General features: G+C 72.3%; 4 protein-coding genes. 1 reads left to right on the top strand and 3 read right to left on the bottom strand.

Annotated elements, in window-relative coordinates:
- Nucleotides 1-14: 14 nt before the first annotated feature.
- From AC4BEG_RS33215 to AC4BEG_RS33205, 3 genes are read right to left on the bottom strand one after another with little or no spacing between them, the layout of a single operon-like run.
- Nucleotides 15-2582 carry a type I polyketide synthase gene (locus AC4BEG_RS33215; RefSeq protein WP_490703367.1) on the bottom strand — a complete coding sequence of 856 codons (2568 nt, stop codon included), beginning with the start codon at nucleotides 2580-2582 and terminating at the stop codon, nucleotides 15-17.
- Nucleotides 2583-2606: 24 nt separating this feature from the next.
- Nucleotides 2607-3737, bottom strand: a complete 1131-nt coding sequence (locus tag AC4BEG_RS33210) for an adenine nucleotide alpha hydrolase family protein (protein ID WP_490703366.1) — start codon at nucleotides 3735-3737, stop codon at nucleotides 2607-2609.
- A gap of 21 nt (nucleotides 3738-3758) precedes the next feature.
- Nucleotides 3759-7373 (bottom strand): amino acid adenylation domain-containing protein, encoded by a 3615-nt coding sequence (locus AC4BEG_RS33205; protein WP_490703365.1) that lies wholly within the window; start codon nucleotides 7371-7373, stop codon nucleotides 3759-3761.
- A 206-nt stretch (nucleotides 7374-7579) separates the two neighbouring features.
- Between AC4BEG_RS33205 and AC4BEG_RS33200 the strand changes: the two genes are divergently transcribed.
- Complete coding sequence (locus tag AC4BEG_RS33200; RefSeq protein WP_490703364.1) at nucleotides 7580-21097, top strand: type I polyketide synthase; 13518 nt, start codon at nucleotides 7580-7582, stop codon at nucleotides 21095-21097.
- Nucleotides 21098-21121: the final 24 nt, after the last annotated feature.

Genomic DNA, 21121 nt, shown 5'->3' with positions numbered 1-21121 from the left:
CGGGCGCGTCGCCGTCATCGCGCCACCTCTCCGGCGAGCGCGCTGATCGTGGGGTGTTCACTGCTGAACATGGCGGTGACGGGGTTTCCCAGCGCGTCGCCGAGGCGGGCGATGACATCGATGAGCATCAGCGAGTCCATGCCCAGTTCGAAGAGGTCGGCGTCGGCTTCCGGGAGGGTGTCTCCGGACTCGGGCAGCATGGTGGCGATCTGGTGCCGCAGGAAGTCCTCCACCAGGGCCTGACGGGCGGGCCGGTCACCGCGGGCGAAGCGGTCCCGCAGCCCGGAGTCGCCGTCCCCCGCGCTCCCCCGGCCCGGCATGTGCTCCGGCTCCACCCAGTGCCGACCGTGCTGGTACGGATAGGTGGGCAGCGGTACGCGGCGGTGTTGCGTGCCGTACCAGACGGGCCACTCGACCTCCGCGCCCTGGGTCCAGGCACGGCCGAGGGCGTGCAGCAGGGTGTGCCGGAGCGGGGCCGCGGCTCCCGGCGAGGGCGCGAGGTCGAGGGCGAGCAGATCCCGCTCCTTCAGCAGGGCATCCGGGGCGCAATCTCCGCCGTGGTCGAGTGTGGTCCAGGTCGCTGGGTCGCAGCTCTCCTCCGGCCGCAGCCACTGGCCGTTCGCCCCGAGGCTGAGCGGAAGTTCCGGGACGGAAAGGATGTCGGGAGCTTCGCCGAAGAGGAGGGCGAGGGCCTCGGTCAGCCCGAACACACCCGCCAGACATCCGGCGACCACACCTCCGACGCCAGAGCCGCACAGGGCGGCGGGTGTCACCCCCGCGGCCTGGCAGGCGCGGGCCAGGGCGTAGCCGGCCGTGAACGAGGCGAGACGGTCGCCACCACCACCGGTCAGCAGACCCAGCGCGTCGGGGCCGCCCCCGGGGAGCGCGGCGGCGCAGGCGTCGGCCGCCTCGCGGAAGGGGCGCAGGGAGCGGTGGAGCTCGGCGGCGTCCTCGACCGGCGTGGTGGTCATGTGCGGGAGGACGAACGCGAACGCGGCGGCGCCGCTGTCGCCCGCTCCGTCCAGCACCCGGGACGGTTCGCCGATCGCGAGCGTCAGGGCGGCGTCGGCGATGTCCTCGCACACCACCGCCCGTCGGTGGGCGTGGGCGCGGCGGCCCACGGCCAGGGTGTGGGCGACGGCGGCGAGGTCCAGCTCCTTGTGGCGTCCCAGGTGGCGGGAGAGCTCATCGGTCACCCGGTCGAGTGCGGCGGGTGTGCGCGCCGAGAGGACCAGCAGTTCGGAGGCGTCGGAGGCGGAGGGCGCGGGGGCGCCGGGCGGCTCCTCGAGCACCACATGGGCGTTGGTGCCGCCGACGCCGAACGAGCTGACCCCGGCGCGCCGGGGCGTGCTGCCGCCCGGCCACTCGGCCGTGGTGGTGGCGATGCGGAACGGGCCGTCGGTGAGGTCGATATCGGGGTTGGGGGTGCGGAAGTGCAGACTCGGCACCAGGGTTCGGTGGCGGAGCATGAGGACGGTCTTGATGAGCCCGGCCATCCCCGCCGCGGTGTCCAGGTGGCCGATGTTGGTCTTGACCGAGCCGAGGTGCACACGGCCGGGCGCCACCCCGTCGAACGCCTCGGCCAGCGCCGCCACTTCGATGGGGTCGCCGAGGGGTGTCCCGGTGCCGTGCGCCTCCACATAGCCGATGGTCTCCGGTGCGCAGTCGGCCACGCGCTGGGCATCGCGGATGACATCGGCCTGCCGGGCCACGCTGGGGGCGGTGTAACCGGTCTTGGCCGAGCCGTCGTTGTTCACCGCGGTGCCCTTGATGACCGCGTGGACGGTGTCGCCGTCCGCCAACGCGTCGGCCAGCCGCTTGAGGACCACCACTCCGACACCGCTGGAGATCACGGTGCCGCCCGCGTCCGCGTCGAAGGCGCGGCAGTGGCCGTCCGGGGAGAAGATCATGCCTTCCTGGTGGACATGGCCTTCGACCTGGGGCACCCGCAGATGGACGGCTCCGGCGAGCGAGATCCGGCACTCGCCCGCGAGCAGGCTCAGATACGCCTGGTGGACGGCGACCAGCCCGGTCGAGCAGGCGGTGTTGACGCTGAGGCTCGGCCCTCGCAGATTCAGCTTGTAGGACACCCGGGTGGCGAGGAAGTCCTTGTCGTTGGCGAGCATCAGGCGGTAGCGCCCGACCGAGGTCTCACGCCGGTAGCGTTCGGCGAGATGGGTGAGCAGATAGGTGTTCATCCCCGCCCCGGCGTACAGGCCGATGTCGTCGGGGCAGCTCGAGGGGTCGTATCCGGCGTCCTCGAGGGCGGCCAGGGAGCACTCCAGGAAGTGGCGGTGCTGCGGGTCGAGGATCTCCGCCTCGTCGTCGGGGACGCCGAAGTGTCCGGCGTCGAACAGCTCCACGCCGGGCAGGGGATGACCGGCGCGGACATAGCCCGGGTGGTTCAGCTCGGCCGGGTCGGCCCCGGCGGCCAGCAGCTCCTCCTCGGTGTAGAACACCACGCTCTCCCGGCCTTCCCGGAGGTTCTTCCAGAAGCCCTCCGGGGTGGTGGCGCCGGGAAAGCGGCATGCCATTCCAATGATCGCGATGTCGGTTTCGCGGATCGCCGTCGCCTGTTCCATGATTCCTCCGTCTCCCCGCCCTAGCTAGAGGGCGATGCCCAGTTCGGCGGCGAGCGTCCGCATGCCGAGGAAGCCTCCGGCGACGAACCGTGCCGCGTCCGCGGTGGCGCCCAGTTCCTGGAACAGGTCCACGAGTTCGTGCTGCTGCTTCTCCGGTTCACCGCGGCCCTCGGCGATGTCGAGTACCACGTGTTTCATCCGTTCCTCGATCGCGGGGAGATCGGCGGCGCGCGGGAAGGTGATGCTGAAGGTCGAGCGGTCGTAGTGCTTGTTGCGCTGGACCGCGCGCCGCTGACTGGCGGCGTTGAGCTTGTAGAACATGCAGTTCCAGTGGGAGAAGGAGTAGTAGTTCAGCAGCGGGAAGAGCGTGCAGTGGGTCTCCAGCGGGGAGGAGTCGTAGAGACCCTTGGCCTTCAGATCGGCCACGATGCGGTCGGGGTCGTAGGCGTAGCGCATGGCCACGAACGGGAAGACGATCCGGGGCAGCCGCTCCTCCTCGGCGAAGAGCACCTGCTCGGCCTCGCCCTGGAAGACCGTGTCGGTCAGCTTCGCACCGAAGGTGCGGTAGAAGCCTCGCACCACCTCCCGGGTGTCGGATTCCATGGTGAGGATCTGCTGTGGATCGGCACACAGCGCGATGTAGGGAATGCGGTGGCGGAAGGCATAGAGGATCGCGCGGATGACGAAGAAGGTGCGGCAGGAGACGCAGGGCAGCTTTTCGTCGAGATACTTTCCCGGTTTGGCGACAGGCCGGTTGAAGACCTCCCGCATCACCGTTTTGATGTTGTCGTCGTCCGAGTCGACCACAAAGGTGGCGGGGATCTTCTTCCGGGCCAGGGCGATGTTGTCGGCCGCGTGGGTGGATTCGAACGGCACATCGAAGGTGTAGGCCAGGACGCGCTTTCCGTATTCATTGACGAACTTGTCCAGCATATAGGTGCTGTCCTTGCCGCCGCTGTACATGAAAAGGCAGTCGTAGGGCCCGTCGGGGTTGGGACCGCTGCGGGTGAACGCGTCGTGGACCTGCTGGGTGTAACTGAAGTTCTCCAGCAGATCACCGACGAGGTTGAGGCGGCACAGGCTGCACACCCCGTCCGCATCGAGGGTGACACCGGGGTGGTCCTCGTTCAGGGCGCATACCGAGCACACGCGCATGGTGGGTGGTTCCTTTCCGCTTCAGCCCGTTGAGGTCTCGTCGGCCGGGTGGTGCTGCCGCCGCCGTCTGCGCAGATCGCCGAGTCCGGAGCGGGAGCGCCCGGTGCCCCGGTGTGCGGCCGGGTCGGGGCGGGGGCCGGTGCGGCCGGACCGTTGACCGTCCAGGTGCCGGGCCAGCGACCGGACGGTGGGATACATGAACATGTCCACGCGTGTCAGCGAGGCCCCCGCATCGGCGTTGATCCGGGCCATCACCCGCATCAGCAGCAGTGAAGTGCCACCCGCCTCGAAGAAGTTGTCGTCGATGCCCACGGTGTCCGCCCCCAGCACCTGGCACCACACGGTGGCGATGGCGCGTTCGAGGCATCCGGTGGGTTCGGTACCACCGCCGGTGGTGCGTGCGGGGCGCGGCAGGGCCTGCCGGTCGGTCTTGCCGTTGGCGGTCAGCGGTAGGGCGCCGAGCTCCACGAAGGCGGTGGGCACCATGTAGTCGGGGAGTGTGGCGCGCAGATGGCCGCGCAGTTCGGCGGGGCGTACACCGGGCCGGGCGGGAACGGTGTACGCGACCAGCCGCCGGTCGCCGGGGCGGTCCTCGCGGACCACCACGACCGCCTCCGCGACACCGGGATGCCGGCGCAGAGCATTCTCGATCTCACCCGGTTCGATGCGATAGCCGTGCAGTTTGACCTGGTCGTCCAGGCGGCCGAGATAGTCCAGTTCACCGTCGGCGCGCAGCCGCACCAGATCGCCGGTGCGGTAGACGGTGCCGTCCGAGCGGCTGTAGATGTCCGGCAGGAAACGTTCGGCGGTGAGGTCCGGGCGGTGCAGATAGCCCTGGGCCACCCCCGCTCCCCCGATGAGCAGTTCGCCGGGGACACCGGGTGGCACCGGGCGCATCCAGCGGTCGACGACATGGAACCGGGTGTGGGCGATCGGCCGCCCGAGGGACACCGGCTGCCCGGGGCGGAGCCGTTTGACGGCGGACCAGATGGTGGTTTCGGTGGGCCCGTACATGTTCCACAGCTCGGCGCCATGGGCGAGCAGCTCTCCGGCGAGATCGGCGGTGAGGGCTTCGCCACCGCACAGGATACGGGGCAGCGGAACGTCCGTTGCGCCGGGCCATCCCGCGTCCAGGAGCATCCGCCAGGTGGCGGGGGTGGCCTGCATGACGGTGGGCCGGACACGTTCCAGCACCTCACGCAGCCGGACGCCGTCGGCGACGGCTTCGGCCGGGGCCACCTCGACCCGGCCACCGGCGGCCAGCGGGCAGTACAGCTCCAGCCCGGCGATGTCGAAGCACACGGTGGTCACCGCGAGAAGGGTGTCCCGCCCGGTCACCCCGGGCGTGCGGCACATGGAGCGGACCAGGTTGGTCAGGGCGCGGTGGCCGATCCGTACGCCCTTGGGGCGGCCGGTGGAGCCCGAGGTGTACAGCACATAGGCGTCCTGGTCACCGCGGACGTCGTCACCGGGCTCCGGACGCGCCGCGGCGATCACCGGCCGGTCCCGGTCCAGGACGAGCACCTCGCCGTGGCCCTCGGGAAGCCGCCCGGCCAGCCGTGATTCGGTGACGATCAGGGAGAGCGAGGTGTCGATGAGCATGTAGGCGATGCGCTCGGGCGGATAGATGGGGTCCAGCGGCACATAGGCCGCTCCCGACTTCATGATGCCCAGCAGCGTGACCGGCAGCTCGGCGGTCCGGTCCAGGAACACCCCGACCAGGGATCCGGCGCCGATGCCCCGGTCCCGCAGATGGCCGGCCAGCGCCGACGATCCGCGGTCCAGCTCCGCGTAGCTGATGACGCGTTCACCGCAGGACACCGCGGGGACGTCCGGGCGCAACCGGGCCTGCCGCGCCACCAGTTGGTGCACACAGCCGTCCGGTGGCGGGCCGCCCGCCGCCGCGTCGTTCCAGCGGGTGGCGACGCGGTGGTGGGCCGGGCTGCCGAGCGGAATACGGGTCAGTTCACCGTTCCTCTCCCCCGTGGCCGCCGCGGACATGAAATCGGTGGCGTAGTCGGCGAGCAGGGCGAGGGTCCGGCCGTCGAAGGTGTCCTCGCGGGCGACCCACTGGCAGGGCCCGCCGCTCCCGCGCGGGATGCGGATGAGCAGGGATGTGCCGTCGGCGGGGGCGGTGGGTACAGCGAGGTCGTCGCAGACCTCGACGGCGATCGGCAGACCGGGGGCCGGTGGGCGGTGTGCGCGCAGCCGGGGGTGACGGACCCACAGGTCATGGGGGTGGGTCCGGTGGCGGTCCGCCTCCGCGGTCCGTTCGGCCAGCAGCGCGCCGAAGGTGGCCATGTCCGCGCCGTCCACACCCGGAACACGCAGCGGTACGAAGGAGGCGTACAGCGCGTCCACCGCCGGATGTCCGGTGGCGGGGTGGGCGGCCCGCCAGTGCACATCGGTCTCACCGTCCGTGCCGAGCCGTGCGAGGAAGGCGAGTTGGGCGGCGAGCAGCCACTGATCGCGCCGGAGCCCGGTGGTGGCGGCGGCGCGGGTGGCGGCCGACGGCACGGGGACGGACACCGTGACATGGCCGCCGCTGCCCCGCTCGGCACCCTCGGTCCGAATGAGGTCGGCGGGGGTCAGCCCGGCGAGGCGCCGGACCCAGTAGCGCTCGTCCCGCAGGCTGTTGGTCTGCGCCACGGTGGCGGCGGCGAGCAGCCCCGGGCCGGGGCCGGGCAGCCGGTGTCCCGGGCGTACCCCGCGCGCGGCCAGCGCGGTGGCGCTGAGGGGTTCCCCGGTGGGGGTGGTGAGCCGGGTGAGCCGTACGGCGCCGTCCACGGTCGCCACCACCAGGCCGTCATCGCCGCTGCGCAGCACGGAGCCCGGTGGCGCCGCGGAGGGAGCGGGAAGCGGAGTCAGACCGCCCACCAGGGCGGAGGTGTCCCCGATGACGATTTTCGCGGTGCCGAACTCATTGGGGTGCGGCCCCAGATCGGTGGCCCGGACGGCGGCGTGCAGCAGCGCGGACGGCCGGTCCCAGGTGAGGAACCCGCCGCCCGGTGGCCGGTCGAAGCGGCCGTGGTAGCTACGGGCGCTCAGGTCCTGTGGTGTCCGCGGGACACCTCCGCCCTCCAGGCCGTCGAGCAACTCGCCGAAGGAGGCGTAACCGGCCTCGAAACACTTGGCGTTGAGAGTGTGGCTGGTGTCCTGGTCGGTCACCGGGACCGCGCGCTGGACGAGGATGTCTCCCTCGTCGGCCCGCTCCGTCATGATGTGCCAGGTGACCCCGTGGGACACCTCGCGGTCCGCCACGGCCCAGGTGGTCGCGTACAGCCCGGCGTGCCGCGGAAGCGGTCCGTCATGGAAATTCACCGGCAGTCGGCGGGGCAGTTCGAGTACGGGGGCCGGGAGAATCCGAAGATTGGCGATGCTGAACAGATAGTCGAATGGTTCCGCGCTCAGCCGGTCGGTCAGATCGCTTCCGAAGTCATGGGCCGACAGTTTCCGTTGGCGGGCCCAGTCACGGATGCCGGCGTCCTCGGACACCAGCCCCACCACCTCGTGGCCACGGCTCAGCAGTAGTTCCGCGCAGCTCACGACCAGCGCGTTCGCTCCGACGAGGAGGCAGCGGAACCGTGCGGAACGACGGTCGTCGTTTTCCGGGTCCATGCCGGGTGAAATGTGCACGCGACTCCTTGCTCTCCTCGTTCAGCGCGGTCCGCGCCACGTCGGAGGCCATTGGTAGCCACCCTCAATCGAACTTCACTTGATTTTCAGTCCGATCGGAAATCTGCTGCACACTTTCAGGGTTTCTCCTCATGAGCGCCGCCATCATTGCCCCGTCGACTCGGGGTGGCTTGGCTTGCCTTGTGACCTTTCAGCCAGGGGGCTCCATGCATGTCACTGATCTCCTGAACGGCGATGCGCTCACCGTGGTCGGAGTGGCTCGGCGCGGTCCTGATCAGAGGGGGCCGGACACGGCTCGCACACCGGCGGAGCGCGGACCGTTCCGTGAGGTGTGCGGGGCCGAGCCGGACCCCGGACATCTGCTCCTCCTGGAGACGGTCTGGGCGGCGGTGGAGGACGCGGGGCTGGCTCCCGGCCAACTTCCCTGTCGAGTAGGGGCGTTCGCCGCCGGAGACGAAGGATCCGCCGAGGACGTGGCCCGCGCCGACGAAACCGCCCGGGTGCTGGGCCTCACCGGGCCGCGGTGGACCGGTACGGATCCGGTGGCCGCTGCGGTCGTGAGTCTGCGCGAGGGGGCGTGCGGCCTCGCCCTCGCGGTTGCCGTGGACCCCGCGGAGGGTGCGGTGGCCGCGCTGCTTACGGTGTCCTCGTCCTTGCGTGCGAAGGAGGCCGTCGGTTCGGGCGGGCCTGGTGGCGAGGGGCATGACGAGGGCTGGGACGACGGCTACGGGGAGAGCCCCGACGAGGACCCCGACGACTGCCCGGACAACGGATGCGCGGAAGGGTACGCGACGGGTGGCGGAGAGGACTTCGGCTATCCGGGCGCGCTCTCCCCCGGTGTGACCACACGGGTGTGGGATGTGGTCGAGGCCGCACTGCGGGGCGGACGTCCCGCGCTTCAGCGGTCCGCCGCCGGGACCGGATCTGGCGACGAGGGACAGCCGGTCGTTCTGCCGCTGTCCGCGCACAGCCCGGACGCGCTCCGGGGCATGGCCCGCGATCTGCGGAGCCACCTCGACGCACACCCCGGATTGCCGCTCGCGGACATCGCGTACTCACTCGGCACCACCAGAGCGGCCCTGCCCCACCGGGCCGTCCTCGTCGGCCATGACCGGGACCAGTTCGCCACCGAACTCGACCGGCTGACCCACGGGACCTCCTGGCCTGGGCTGGTACACGGTACGGCGGGCGGCCGACGCCGTACGGCCTTCGTCTTCCCTGGACAGGGCCCGCAGTGGCCGGACATGGCCAGGGAACCGCTTGCGACCTCGACGGTGTTCCGGGAGCGGTTGCACAGCTGCGCCGACGCTCTCGCTCCGTATGTGGACTGGCCGGTGATGGACGTCCTGCGCAACGCGGCGCCGGACGGCCCCGCCCTGAGCCGCCCGGAGGTGGCCCAGCCCGCGCTTTGGGCGGTGATGGTGGCGCTGTCGGAGATGTGGCGCTCCTTCGGTGTGACCCCGAGCGCGGTGCTGGGCGCGAGCGCGGGCGAGATCGTCGCGGCCACGGTGGCCGGTGCGCTGTCGCTCGACGACGGGGCACGGGCCGTGGCGCTGTTCAGCCGGGCGCAGCGGGAGCTGGTGGGTCAAGGGGTGATGCTGTCGGTGATGGCATCCGCCGATACCGTACGGCCCCGGCTGACCCGGTTCGGCGGTGAACTCGAGCTCACGGCCGTCTACGCGCCCCACTCGGTGGTGGTCTCCGGCCCCGAGGACGCCGTGGCGCGGCTGCACACCGAACTCGTGGCCGACGGGGTGCGCACCTGGCGGATCGCGCTCGGGCTGGCGGGACACAGCCGTCAGGTCGATCCGGTGCTCGGACAACTCGGTGCCGACCTCGCGTGCGTCCGGCCCCGGCCGACCGAGGTGGCGTTCTACTCCTCGGCCACCGGTGGCAGGGTCGATCCGCTCGCGCTCACCGGGGACTTCTGGTGCCGGGCGCTGCGTACCCCGGTGGACTTCGAGGGCGCCACCCGCGCGATGCTGGACTCCGGACACGGTGTGCTGCTCGAGGTCAGCCCGCATCCTGTGCTCACCCACGCGCTGGAGGAGACGGCTGAGGACGCGCGGTCCGGAGCCCTGGTGACCGGCACCCTGCGCCGTGGTCAGGGCGGTGCGCGCCGGGTGCTCACCTCGCTGGCCCAGCTCTACTCGCACGGGGTGGAGCCGGACTGGGGCGGTGTGTTCGGGGTCGGTGCGTTCGCAGGCCGTGCGGTACGGCGGGTGCCGTTGCCCACCTATCCGTTCCGTAGCGGTCCCGCGCCCGAGCGCCCCGCCGACGATGCGCTCTCCCCACGTGACCGACTCGCTTCCGCACCGGCGGCCGAACGGTACGACGAACTGCTGGATCTGATCCAGGACCAGATCGCCACGGTGCTCGACCGGGACCCCGGGCATCCGGTCGACGAACGGACGCCGTTGTCCGAGCTGGGCGTGGACTCGGTCGCAGGGGTGGAGCTGCGCGCACTGCTCAACGCGGCCACCGGTCTGACGCTTCCGGTGACGACCGTGTTCAACCACCCCACGGTGACCGCTCTCGCCGACTGTCTCGACCGGGCCATCACCGGCCGTGCCGCCGAGGACGATGTGCTGCCGCCGATCGCCGCGGCGGAGAACAGCGAGCCCATCGCGATCGTGGCCATGAGCTGCCGACTGCCGGGCGGGGTGCGCAGCCCGGAGGAGCTGTGGGATCTGGTGTCCTCGGGCGGCGAGGCCCTGGGCCCCTTCCCCACCGACCGGGGCTGGCGTCTCGAGGAGCTGTACGATCCGGAGCCCGGCCGGCCCGGCCGTTGCTATCAGCGCCAGGCGGGCTTTCTCACCGACGCCGACCGGTTCGACGCGGCCTTCTTCGGGATCTCACCGCGTGAGGCGCTGGCGATGGACCCGCAGCAGCGGCTGCTGCTGGAGATCTCCTGGGAGGCCGTGGAACGGGCGGGGATCGACCCGACGACCCTGCGCGGCAGCCGGACCGGGGTGTTCATCGGGGCCATCGCCCAGGACTACGGGCCACGACTCCATGAGGCACCGGCCGACCTGGAGGGGCATCTGCTCACCGGCAATACCGTGAGTGTGGCGTCGGGGCGGATCGCTTACACCCTCGGGCTGACGGGTCCGGCGCTCACGGTGGACACGGCCTGTTCGTCCTCCCTGGTGGCCCTGCATCTGGCCAGTCAGGCACTGCGCCGGGGCGAATGTTCGCTGGCGCTGGCGGGTGGGGTCACCGTGCTCTCCTCACCCGGTCTGTTCATCGAGTTCAGCAGGCAGCGGGCGCTCTCGCCCGACGGCCGGTGCAAGGCGTTCTCGGACGACGCCGATGGATTCGGCCTCGCGGAAGGCGCGGGGATGGTGGTGGTCGAGCGGCTGTCGGACGCCCAGCGCCTGGGCCACCCCGTCCTCGCCGTCATCCGCGGCAGCGCCATCAACCAGGACGGCGCCTCCAACGGACTCACCGCACCCCACGGACCCTCCCAGCAAACCGTCATCACCCAAGCCCTCACCAACGCCCAACTCACCCCCGCCGACATCCACTACGTCGAAGCACACGGCACCGGCACCACCCTCGGCGACCCCATCGAAGCCCAAGCACTCCACACCACCTACGGACCCCACCACACCCCCCACAACCCACTCCACCTCGGCTCCCTCAAAACCAACATCGGCCACACCCAAGCCGCCGCAGGCATCGCCGCCCTCATCAAAACCACCCTCGCCATCAACCACCACACCCTCCCCCAAACCCTCCACATCAACCACCCCACACCCCACACCAACTGGAACAACAACACCATCAAACTCCTCACCCAACCCCAACCCTGGCCCCACACCCACCAACCCCACCGCGCCGCCATCTCCTCCTTCGGCGTCAGCGGCACCAACGCCCACACCATCATCGAACAAGCACCACCCACACCCACACCCCAACCCACACCCACACCCACACCCACACCCACACCCACCGAACAACAACCCACCACCCCCTGGATCCTCACCGCCAAAACACCCACCGCACTCACCGCCCAAGCACAACAACTCCACACCCACCTGCTCACGAGGCCGGGGCCGGCCATCGGGGACATCGGCCACTCGCTGGTGACGACCCGCGCGGCGTTCGAGCACCGCGCGGTGGTCATCGGCGGCGACCGCGACGAGTTGCTCCGCGGCCTGGTGGCCCTGGCCGACGGCGCTCCAGCGGCCGGGGTGGTCACGGGCCGGGTCGCCGACGGCGCCAGGAAGGTGGTGTTCGTCTTCCCTGGTCAGGGCTCGCAGTGGCGCGGGATGGGCGCGGAGCTGTGGGAGGCGTCGCCGGTGTTCCGTACGGAGCTGCGGGCGTGTGCGGACGCCCTGGAACCGTACGTCGACTGGTCGGTGGTGGACGTGGTGCGGGGGTTGCCCGGTGCGGCGTCCCTGGACCGGGTGGATGTGGTGCAGCCCGCGCTGTGGGCGGTAATGGTGTCCTTGGCGGCGGTCTGGCGGTCGGCGGGCGTACGTCCACGGGCGGTGGTGGGACACAGTCAGGGCGAGATCGCGGCGGCCTGTGTGGCGGGCGCGCTGTCGCCGGCCGACGGAGCCCGGGCCGTGGCGCTGCGCGCCCGGGCACTGACCGCCCTGGCGGGCACCGGTGCGATGGTGTCCGTCGCCCTGCCGGTGGCGCGGGTCCGGGAGCGGCTGACGGCGTGGGACGACCGGATCTCGGTGGCCGCCGTCAACGGCCCCGCCTCGGTGGTCGTCGCGGGCGACCCCGACGCGCTGGAGGCGCTGGTGGAGTCGTGCGCCGCCGACGGTGTGGACACCCGGCGGCTTCCGGTCGACTACGCCTCGCACTCACGCCATGTGGAGCGGGTGCGCGAGGAGTTGCTGAACGCGCTGGCGGGGATCCGGCCAGGCCCGGTGAAGGTGCCTCTGCTGTCGACCGTCACCGGTGACTATGTGTCCGGACCGGAGCTCGACGCTGGGTACTGGTACCGCAATCTGCGCGAGACGGTGGAGTTCGAGCGCGTCGTCACGGAGCTGGTCGGGTCGGGCTACCGGAGCTTTGTCGAGGTCAGCCCGCATCCGGTGCTGACCGTGGGGGTCCGGGCGACGGTGGATGCCCTCGTCGATGACATCGCCGTGGTGGGCACACTGCGCCGCGACGACGGTGGTACAGCCCGGCTGACCGCCTCGATGGCGGAGGCGTTCGTCCACGGTGTGCCGGTGGACTGGACGTTGTCGTTTCCGGACCACGCCGTCCGGGTGGATCTGCCGACCTATCCGTTCGAGGGGCGCCGCTACTGGATCTCCCCTGCCGCACCCGTGCCGTCGCATCCACGGGACGCCGCCGACGAGGCCTTCTGGTCCGCCGTCGAGCGGGAGGACATGGCGGCGGTGGCCACGGCACTGGACGCTCCGGCCGACGCGTCGCTCGCGGCGCTGCTGCCGACGCTGGCCGGCTGGCGACGGCGGCGGAACGAACGGGCGGCGATCGACTCCTTGCGCTACCGCGTCATCTGGCGGCCTGTCGGCACACCGGCCGGGCATGAGATGACCGGCCGCTGGCTGCTGCTCGTCCCGGCGGATGCGGGCGGCCCGACGGCCGGTTGGTCCGAGGCCGCCGCCAAGGCGCTCCGCCGCCGTGGCGCCTCCGTGGTGACCGTCGACTGCGCCGGCACCGACCGGGCCGCGCTCACCGGGCGGCTGAACAAGGCCCTGGGCGAGTGCGGGCCCGCGGGGGTGTTCTCGCTGCTGGCGCTGGACGAGCGCCCGGATCCCGAACACGCCACCCTCGTCAGGGGGTTGTCCGCCACCCTGGCTCTCGTCGGCGCACTCGGCGACGCGGGGGTCGACGCACCGCTGTGGCTGGCCACCCGGGGCGCAGTGGCGGTCGGCCGGTCCGATCGGGTGGCGAGCCCGGCGCAGACACAGGTGTGGGGGCTCGGTCTGGTGGCGGGGCTGGAGCACGCCGACCGATGGGGTGGTCTTGTCGATCTGCCCGAGGCGGCCGACCGCCGGGCCGCGGACCGGCTGGCCGCGGTGCTCGCCGGTATCGGCGACGAGGACCAGTTCGCCGTCCGGCCCTCGGGGGTGTCGGTGCGGCGGCTCGTTCCCGCGCCGCTCAACGGCACCGGAGGCGTACCCGCGTGGCGTCCGCGCGGCACCGTGCTGATCACCGGCGGCACCGGCGCGGTGGGTGGCCATGTGGCCCGGTGGCTGGCTGCCGGTGGTGCCGAGCATCTGGTGCTCGTGAGCAGGCGCGGAGCGGATGCGGCCGGTGCCGATGAGCTGGAGCGGGAGTTGGGCACGCTCGGCGCGCGGGTGACCGTGGCCGCCTGCGACACCGCCGACCGCGCGGCGCTCGCCGGTCTGCTGGAGCGGCTGGACGCGCAGGGTACACCCGTCCGTTCGGTGTTCCATGCGGCAGGTGTCGGACCGTCGCTGCCTCTGCTGGACACCGGTCCGGCCGAGCTTGCCGAGGTGCTGAGCGCGAAGGCCATCGGGGCCGCGCATCTGGACGCGTTGCTGGAGGGCCGGGAGCTCGACGCGTTTGTGCTGTTCTCGTCGGCGTCGGCGGTGTGGGGAAGCGCCGGGCTCGGTGCGTACGGCGCGGCCAACGCCTTTCTCGACGGGCTCGCCGAGTGGCGCCGAGCCCGTGGGCTGCCCGCGTGTTCGATCGCCTGGGGGAGTTGGGACGGCGGTGGTATGGCCGACGGCGCCACCAGCGGATGGCTTCAGCGGATCGGGCTGCGGCCGATGGCTCCGGAGCGCACGATGGCCGCCCTCGGTGCCGCGCTGAGCGGCGGGGAGACCACCGTGGCCGTGGCGGATGTGGACTGGGCGCGGTTCGCGGCGGCCTTCACCGCGGCCCGGCCACGTCCGCTGATCGGTGACCTCCCCGAAGTGGCGCGTCTGACGGCTCCTGGCCAGGGGACGGGCGGCGCCCCGGATCACGTGTCCGGTGGCCGGTCCGAACTCGCCGAGGAGCTGGCCGGGTTACCGGAGGCCGAGCGGCACGGGGTGGTGCTCGAGCTGGTGCGCGCGCACTCCGCGGCGGTGCTGGGGCTGTCGGGAGCCGGGGAGATCGCCGCCGACCGGCCCTTCCGTGCGTTGGGGTTCGACTCGCTGATCGCGGTGGAGCTGCGTAAGCGGCTGTGCGACACCACCGGTCTGCCCCTGCCCACCACGGTGGTGTTCGACCATCCGACCCCCCGGGAGCTCGCCCGCCATCTCGGGGCCGGTCTGCTGGAGGACCGTCCGGACGACGCCCGGCCCGCCACGTCCGACGTGGCGACGGCCGCGGACGAGCCGATCGCCGTGGTCGCCATGGCCTGCCGCTATCCGGGCGGGGTGCGCGGCCCGGAGGACCTGTGGGAACTGCTGCTCGCCGAGCGGGATGTGATCGGGCCGTTCCCCACCGACCGGGGCTGGGACCTCGACCGGCTGTACGAGGAGGACGCCGAAGCGGTCGGCCACAGCACCACGGCCGAGGGAGGCTTCCTCTACGACGCGGGCGACTTCGACGCGGACTTCTTCGGTATCTCGCCACGTGAGGCGCTGGCGATGGATCCTCAGCAGCGGCAGGTGCTGGAGCTGTCCTGGGAGGTGCTGGAACGGGCGGGTATCGACCCCGGAACGATGCGGGAGAGCGCGACCGGGGTGTTCATCGGTGCCTCGCCGCAGGGCTACGCGGGCACCCTGGAGCAGGCCGCGCTGGGTACGGAGGGCTATCGGCTCACCGGTGACGCGCTGAGTGTGGTGTCCGGGCGGGTGGCCTACGCACTGGGTCTGCGCGGACCCGCGATGACGGTGGACACGGCGTGTTCGTCCTCGCTGGTGGCGCTGCATCTGGCCTGCTCGGCGCTGTCGCGGGGCGAGTGCTCGACGGCGCTGGCGGGTGGTGCGGCGGTGATGGTGGCGCCCACCTCGTTCGCCGAGTTCAGCCGTCAGGGCGGACTGGCGCCGGACGGCCGCTGCAAACCGTTCGCCGACGCGGCCGACGGCACCGGCTGGAGCGAGGGCGCCGGAATGCTGTTGCTGGAGCGGCTGTCCGACGCACGCCGCCACGGACATCCCGTCCTGGCGCTGGTACGGGCCACCGCGGTCAACCAGGACGGCGCGTCCAACGGCCTCACGGCGCCCAGCGGGCCCGCACAGCGACGGGTGATCGGTCAGGCGCTCGAGGGCGCCGGGCTGTCCGGCACGGAGGTGGACGCGGTGGAGGCCCACGGTACGGGCACCACACTGGGCGATCCGATCGAGGCACGGGCGCTGCTGGCCACGTACGGGCAGGGCCGGGACGACGGCCGTCCGCTGTGGCTGGGGTCGCTGAAGTCCAACATCGGCCATGCGCAGGCGGCGGCCGGTATCGGCGGTGTCATCAAGATGGTGCTGGCGATGCGGCACGGTGTCCTGCCGAAGACCCTGCATGTGGACCGTCCGTCGTCCCATGTGGAGTGGTCCTCGGGCGCGGTGCGGCTGCTGACCGAGGCCCGGCCGTGGCCGGAGAGCGGACGTCCGCGCCGGGCCGGGGTGTCCTCCTTCGGGGTCAGCGGCACCAATGGCCACGTCATCCTGGAGCAGGCAGAGCCCGCCGACGCCGTCCCGTCCGGGCCCCCGGAGGGGGCCGAAGGAGCGGTGGTGGGCTGGGTGATGTCCGCGCGGAACGCGGAGGCATTGCGCGCGCAGGCCCGGCGGCTCCACACGTTTCTCGGCGGCGGGTCCGTCACGGAAGGCTCTCTCGGCGGCGGGTCCGTCGCGGAAGGCCATGAGGCGGACCCGGCGGACATCGCGTACTCCCTCGCCTCGGGCCGTGCGGCGTGGGAACACCGGGCGGTGGCGCTCGGCGCGACCCGGGCCGAGCTGCTGGCCGGGGTGGAGTCGGTGGCCCACGGTACGGACACCCCCGCCGTACCGTGCGGGGTGACGGTCGGCGGGCAACTGGCCCTGTTGTTCTCCGGACAGGGATCCCAACGGCCCTGCATGGGAAGGGAGTTGTACGAGCGCTATCCGGTGTTCGCCGATGCCCTCGACGCCGTCTTCGCGCATCTGGATCCCCTGCTGGACCGCCCGCTGCGCGAGGTGATGTTCGGCGAGGACACCGGCCTCCTCGACCGCACCGCCTATACCCAGCCCGCGCTGTTCGCCCTGGAGGTGGCGCTGTTCCGGCTGTGGGAATCGTGGGGGCTGCGGCCGGACGCGCTGGCCGGTCACTCCATCGGTGAGCTGGCCGCCGTCCATGTGGCCGGGGTACTCTCGCTCGCCGACGCGTGCGCCGTCGTGGTGGCGCGGGGCGCTCTGATGGAGGCGCTGCCGCCCGGCGGGGTGATGGTGGCGGTGCGGGCCACCGAGGACGAGGTCACTCCCCTGCTGTCCGGGCAGGTGGCGGTCGCCGCCGTCAACGGGCCGATGGCCGTGGTGCTGTCCGGAGCCGAGGCGGACGTCCTCGACGCCGCGGGCCAGTGGGAGCGGCAGGGCAGGAAGACCACCCGGCTGCGTGCGGGTCATGCGTTCCATTCGCCGCTGATGGAACCGATGCTGACGGAGTTCCGGCAGGTGGTGGCGGAGGTGTCCTTCCACCCGCCGCGGATCCCGGTGGTGTCCACGCTGACCGGGCGGCCCGCCGGACCGGATGAGCTGTGTTCGCCCGACTACTGGGTCCGCCACGCGCGGTCCACGGTGCGCTTCGCCGACGGGGTCGGATCGCTCGTGGCCCGGGGCATGACCACCCTGCTGGAGATCGGCCCGGGAGGTGTGCTCACCGCGATGGGCCAGGAGTGCGCTCCCGACGCGTCCTTCCTGCCGTCGCTGCACACCGACCGTCCGGAGGCGGCCGCCGTGACCACCGCCGCGGCGCACCTGTTCGTGCGGGGCACGGATCTGGACTGGCCCGCGTTTCTCTGCGGCCGGTCCGGCCGGCGGACCGAACTGCCCACCTATGCCTTTCAGCGGGAGCGCTACTGGCTGAAGGCCGCCGTGGCGGACACGGCCGCGTCCGGGCTCGGGCTCACCCCCACCGGCCATCCGCTGCTGGGCGCGGCGGTCGCCCTGCCGGAGGACGACGGTGTGCTCTTCACCGGCAGGGTGTCGGTGCGTACGCACCCGTGGCTCGCCGACCATGTGGTGGGCGGGCGGATCCTGTTCCCCGGCACCGGCTTCGTGGAACTCGCGCTGCACGCCGCCCTGCACTGTGGGTTCGACCAGGTCGAGGAGGTGACACTGCGGGTCCCGCTGGCGCTGCCCGAGCGGGGCGCGATCGCGCTGCGGGTCACCGCCGGGGCCGAGTCCGAGGGGCGCCGCTCCGTGGACATCCACGCGCGTGCCGAGGACGCGGAGCGGGACGCCCCGTGGATCCACCATGCGAGCGGCACCCTGACGATGGGCGATGACCCGCCCATGGAGCCGACCACGTGGCCACCGCGCGGTGCGGTCCCCCTGGACGTCTCCGATGTGTACGACCGGGCAGCCGGGCTCGGTTACACCTACGGCCCGGCCTTCCGGGCACTGCGGGCGGCGTGGGCTTGCGGTGACGGCATGTGCGTCGAGGTCACCCTGCCCGGCGCCGCCGACACCGGGGACGGTACGTCGTTCGGACTGCATCCCGCGCTGCTGGACGCGGCGTTGCACGCCCCGGTGCTGGCCGCTCTGGAGAAGGAGGGCGGCCGGGCCCGGCTGCCGCTCAGCTGGTCCGGGGTGCGGCTGTACGCCCCGGCGGGCGGTACGACCTTGAGGGTGCGCTGGTCGCCGAAGGGCTCCGGCGAGATGGCGCTGTCCCTCGCGGACGTCCACGGCCGACCGGTGGCGGCGGTCGACTCGCTGGTGATGCGGCCGGTGGAGCTGGACCGGCTCGCCGCGCCCGGCGACGTGGCCGCGGATTCCCTCTTCGAGGTGGTGTGGTCACCGGTCACCGGTTCCGACGTCCCTTCCCCCGAGCGGCTGTTCGTGCTCGGCGACCTCGGCTTCGCGGATCCGGCGCGGTCCGTCACCCGTATCACGGATCTGGACGAGCTCAAGGCGGCGGACGGTGCCGGGGTGGTGCTTCTCGCGCCCTGCCCCGTGCGGTGCGGCGAGGACGTGGTCGGGGCGGTCCGCGCGGCCACCACCTGGGCGTTGGAGCTGGCACGGTCGTGGTCGGCCGACGAACGGTGCCCGGCGGGCCGGCTGGTGTTCCTCACCCGGGGTGCGGTGCACACCCCGTCGCCCGACCCGGCTCAGGCGGCCGTCTGGGGGCTGTTGCGTACGGCGCAGGCCGAGCACCCGGGGCGCTTCGCCCTGGTGGACCTCGACGACGATCCGGCCTCCCATGAGGCACTTCCCGCCGCTCTGGCCACGGCGGATTCGCAACTCGCCGTGCGTAACGGCGCATTGCTCGTACCCCGGCTGACCCGTGCCGCCGAGCATGCACCGCTGGCCGTGCCATCGGGGGCCGATGCCTGGCGGCTGGGCCTCTCCCGCAGAGGCTCACTGGACGAACTGGCGCTCATCGCCCACCCGGAGGCGGAACGCCCCTTGGCGGCCGGTGAGGTGCGTCTTGCCGTCCGCGCCGCCGGTATGAACTTCCGGGACGCGCTGATCGCCCTCGATTCCTACCCCGGGGACGCGCCGTTGGGCTGTGAGGCGGCCGGGGTGGTCACCGAGGTGGCCGCCGATGTCATCGGACTCTCCGTGGGTGACCGGGTGATGGGCCTGGTCCACGGTGGCTTCGGACCGCTTGCCGTGACCGACCACCGGCTGGTCGCGCGGATGCCGGACGCGTGGTCGTACGCGCAGGCCGCGTCAGTGCCGGTGGCGTTTCTCACCGCGTACTACGCGTTGCACGACCTCGCCCGGCTGCGCGGTGGCGAGTCGGTGCTCATCCACGCGGCGGCGGGCGGTGTGGGTATGGCGGCCGTCCAGCTCGCCCGGCACTGGGGCGCCGAGGTGTTCGCCACGGCGGCGCCCGGCAAGTGGTACGCGGTGCGGTCGGCCGGGGTTCCGCACACCCACCTGGCCTCCTCCCGGGAAGTGGAGTTCGCGGACCGGTTCGCCACGGCCACCGGCGGGCGCGGCGTGGATGTGGTGCTGAACTCCCTGACCGGCGAGTTCATCGACGCCTCCCTGCGGCTGCTGCCGCGGGGCGGCCGGTTCGTGGAGATGGGCAAGGCCGATGTGCGCGATCACGACGCCATCGCGGCCGCGCACCCCGGGGTCGGCTACGACACCTTCGATCTGAGCCGCCCCGGGCCGGACCGGGTCCAGGACATTCTCACGGAGCTGGTGGAGCTGTTCGCGCGGGGCGCGCTGCGGCCACTGCCCACCCGTACCTGGGATGTGCGGCGCGCTCCCGAGGCGTTCCGTTTCCTGAGTGGAGCTCGGCACATCGGCAAGCTGGTGCTCACCGTGCCCACCCGCTTCGATCCGCAGCGCCCGGTCCTGGTCACCGGGGGTGTCGGCACCCTGGGAGCCACGGTGGCGCGCCATCTGGTCACCGAGTGGAACGCACGGCGGCTTGTCCTCGTCAGCCGCCGTGGCCCCGAGGCCGAGGGCGCGAAAGCCCTGCGGGACGAGCTGGCCGAGCGGGGTGCCGAGGTGTCGGTGGTGGCGTGCGATGTGTCCGACCGGCGGGCGGTGGCGGGGCTGCTGGCGTCCCTGGACCGTCCGGTGGGCGCGGTGGTGCACACCGCCGGGGTGCTCGACGACGGTGTCCTCGGCTCGCTGACTCCCCAACGTGTGGAACGGGTGCTCGCGCCGAAGGTCGACGGGGCGGCCTATCTGGACGTACTGACAAGGGAGTTGGACCTGTCGGCGTTTGTGGTGTTCTCCTCGGCGGCGGGGGTGATGGGAAGCGCCGGACAGGCCGGGTACACGGCCGCGAACGCCGCGCTCGACGCCCTCGTACAGCGGCGCCGGGCGGCCGGTCTGCCCGGGGTGTCCCTGGCATGGGGGCTGTGGGCGGAGGCGAGCGGGATGACCGCCGAGCTCGACGGGGCCGATCATGCGCGCTATCGGCGGTCCGGTATCGCCGCTCTGTCCACGCCGGACACGCTCGCGCTGTTCGACGCGGCGGTCGCCGACGGCAGGGAGTTGCTGGTGCCGCTCCGGCTGGACCCGGTGGCACTCCGCGACCAGGCCACGGCGGGCACTCTCCCGCCGCTGCTCAGCGGTCTGGGCGTACGACTGCCCGCCGCACGCCGTCCGGTGCGGGTGGCGCCCGCCCCCGCCCCGGCCGCGAGGCTGCGGGACACCGTGGCCGCGCTGCCCGTGGCCGAACGCCATGACGCCCTGCTGGCGGCGGTGCGCACCCAGGTGGCGGAGGTCCTCGGCCACACCGGCACCGACCGGATCGATCCCGAACGGGCGCTGAGCGACCTCGGGTTCGGCTCGCTGACCTCCATCGAGCTGCGCAACCGGCTGAACACCGTGACCGGTCTGCGGCTGTCCACCACCCTCGCCTTCGACCACCCCACGTCCGCCGCCATCGCCACCCATGTGCTCGCCCAGTACGGCCTGGGCGGGCCCGGGGACGGACCGGACGACGTGTTCGAGGAGATCGACCGGCTGGAGGCCGCGGTCCTCGGCCTCGCCGGGGGCCCTGCCCATGACCGTGCCACGACCGACCGGATCGACACCCGGCTGCGCACCCTGATGGCCCGGTGGGGCGGCGCCCTGCGCACCGGGCCGGAGCCCGAGGCCGAACACCACTTCGGCACCGCGACGGACAGCGAACTCTTCGACTTCCTCGACCAGGAACTCGAAACCCAGGACCCCGATCAGTGACCGTGTCCCCCGCCACCAGGAAGA

This window comes from Streptomyces sp. JLBJ103 (assembly GCF_058215575.1).
Note: the sequence above shows the minus strand (reverse complement) of the source record. Positions and strands in the feature narration are given on the sequence as shown.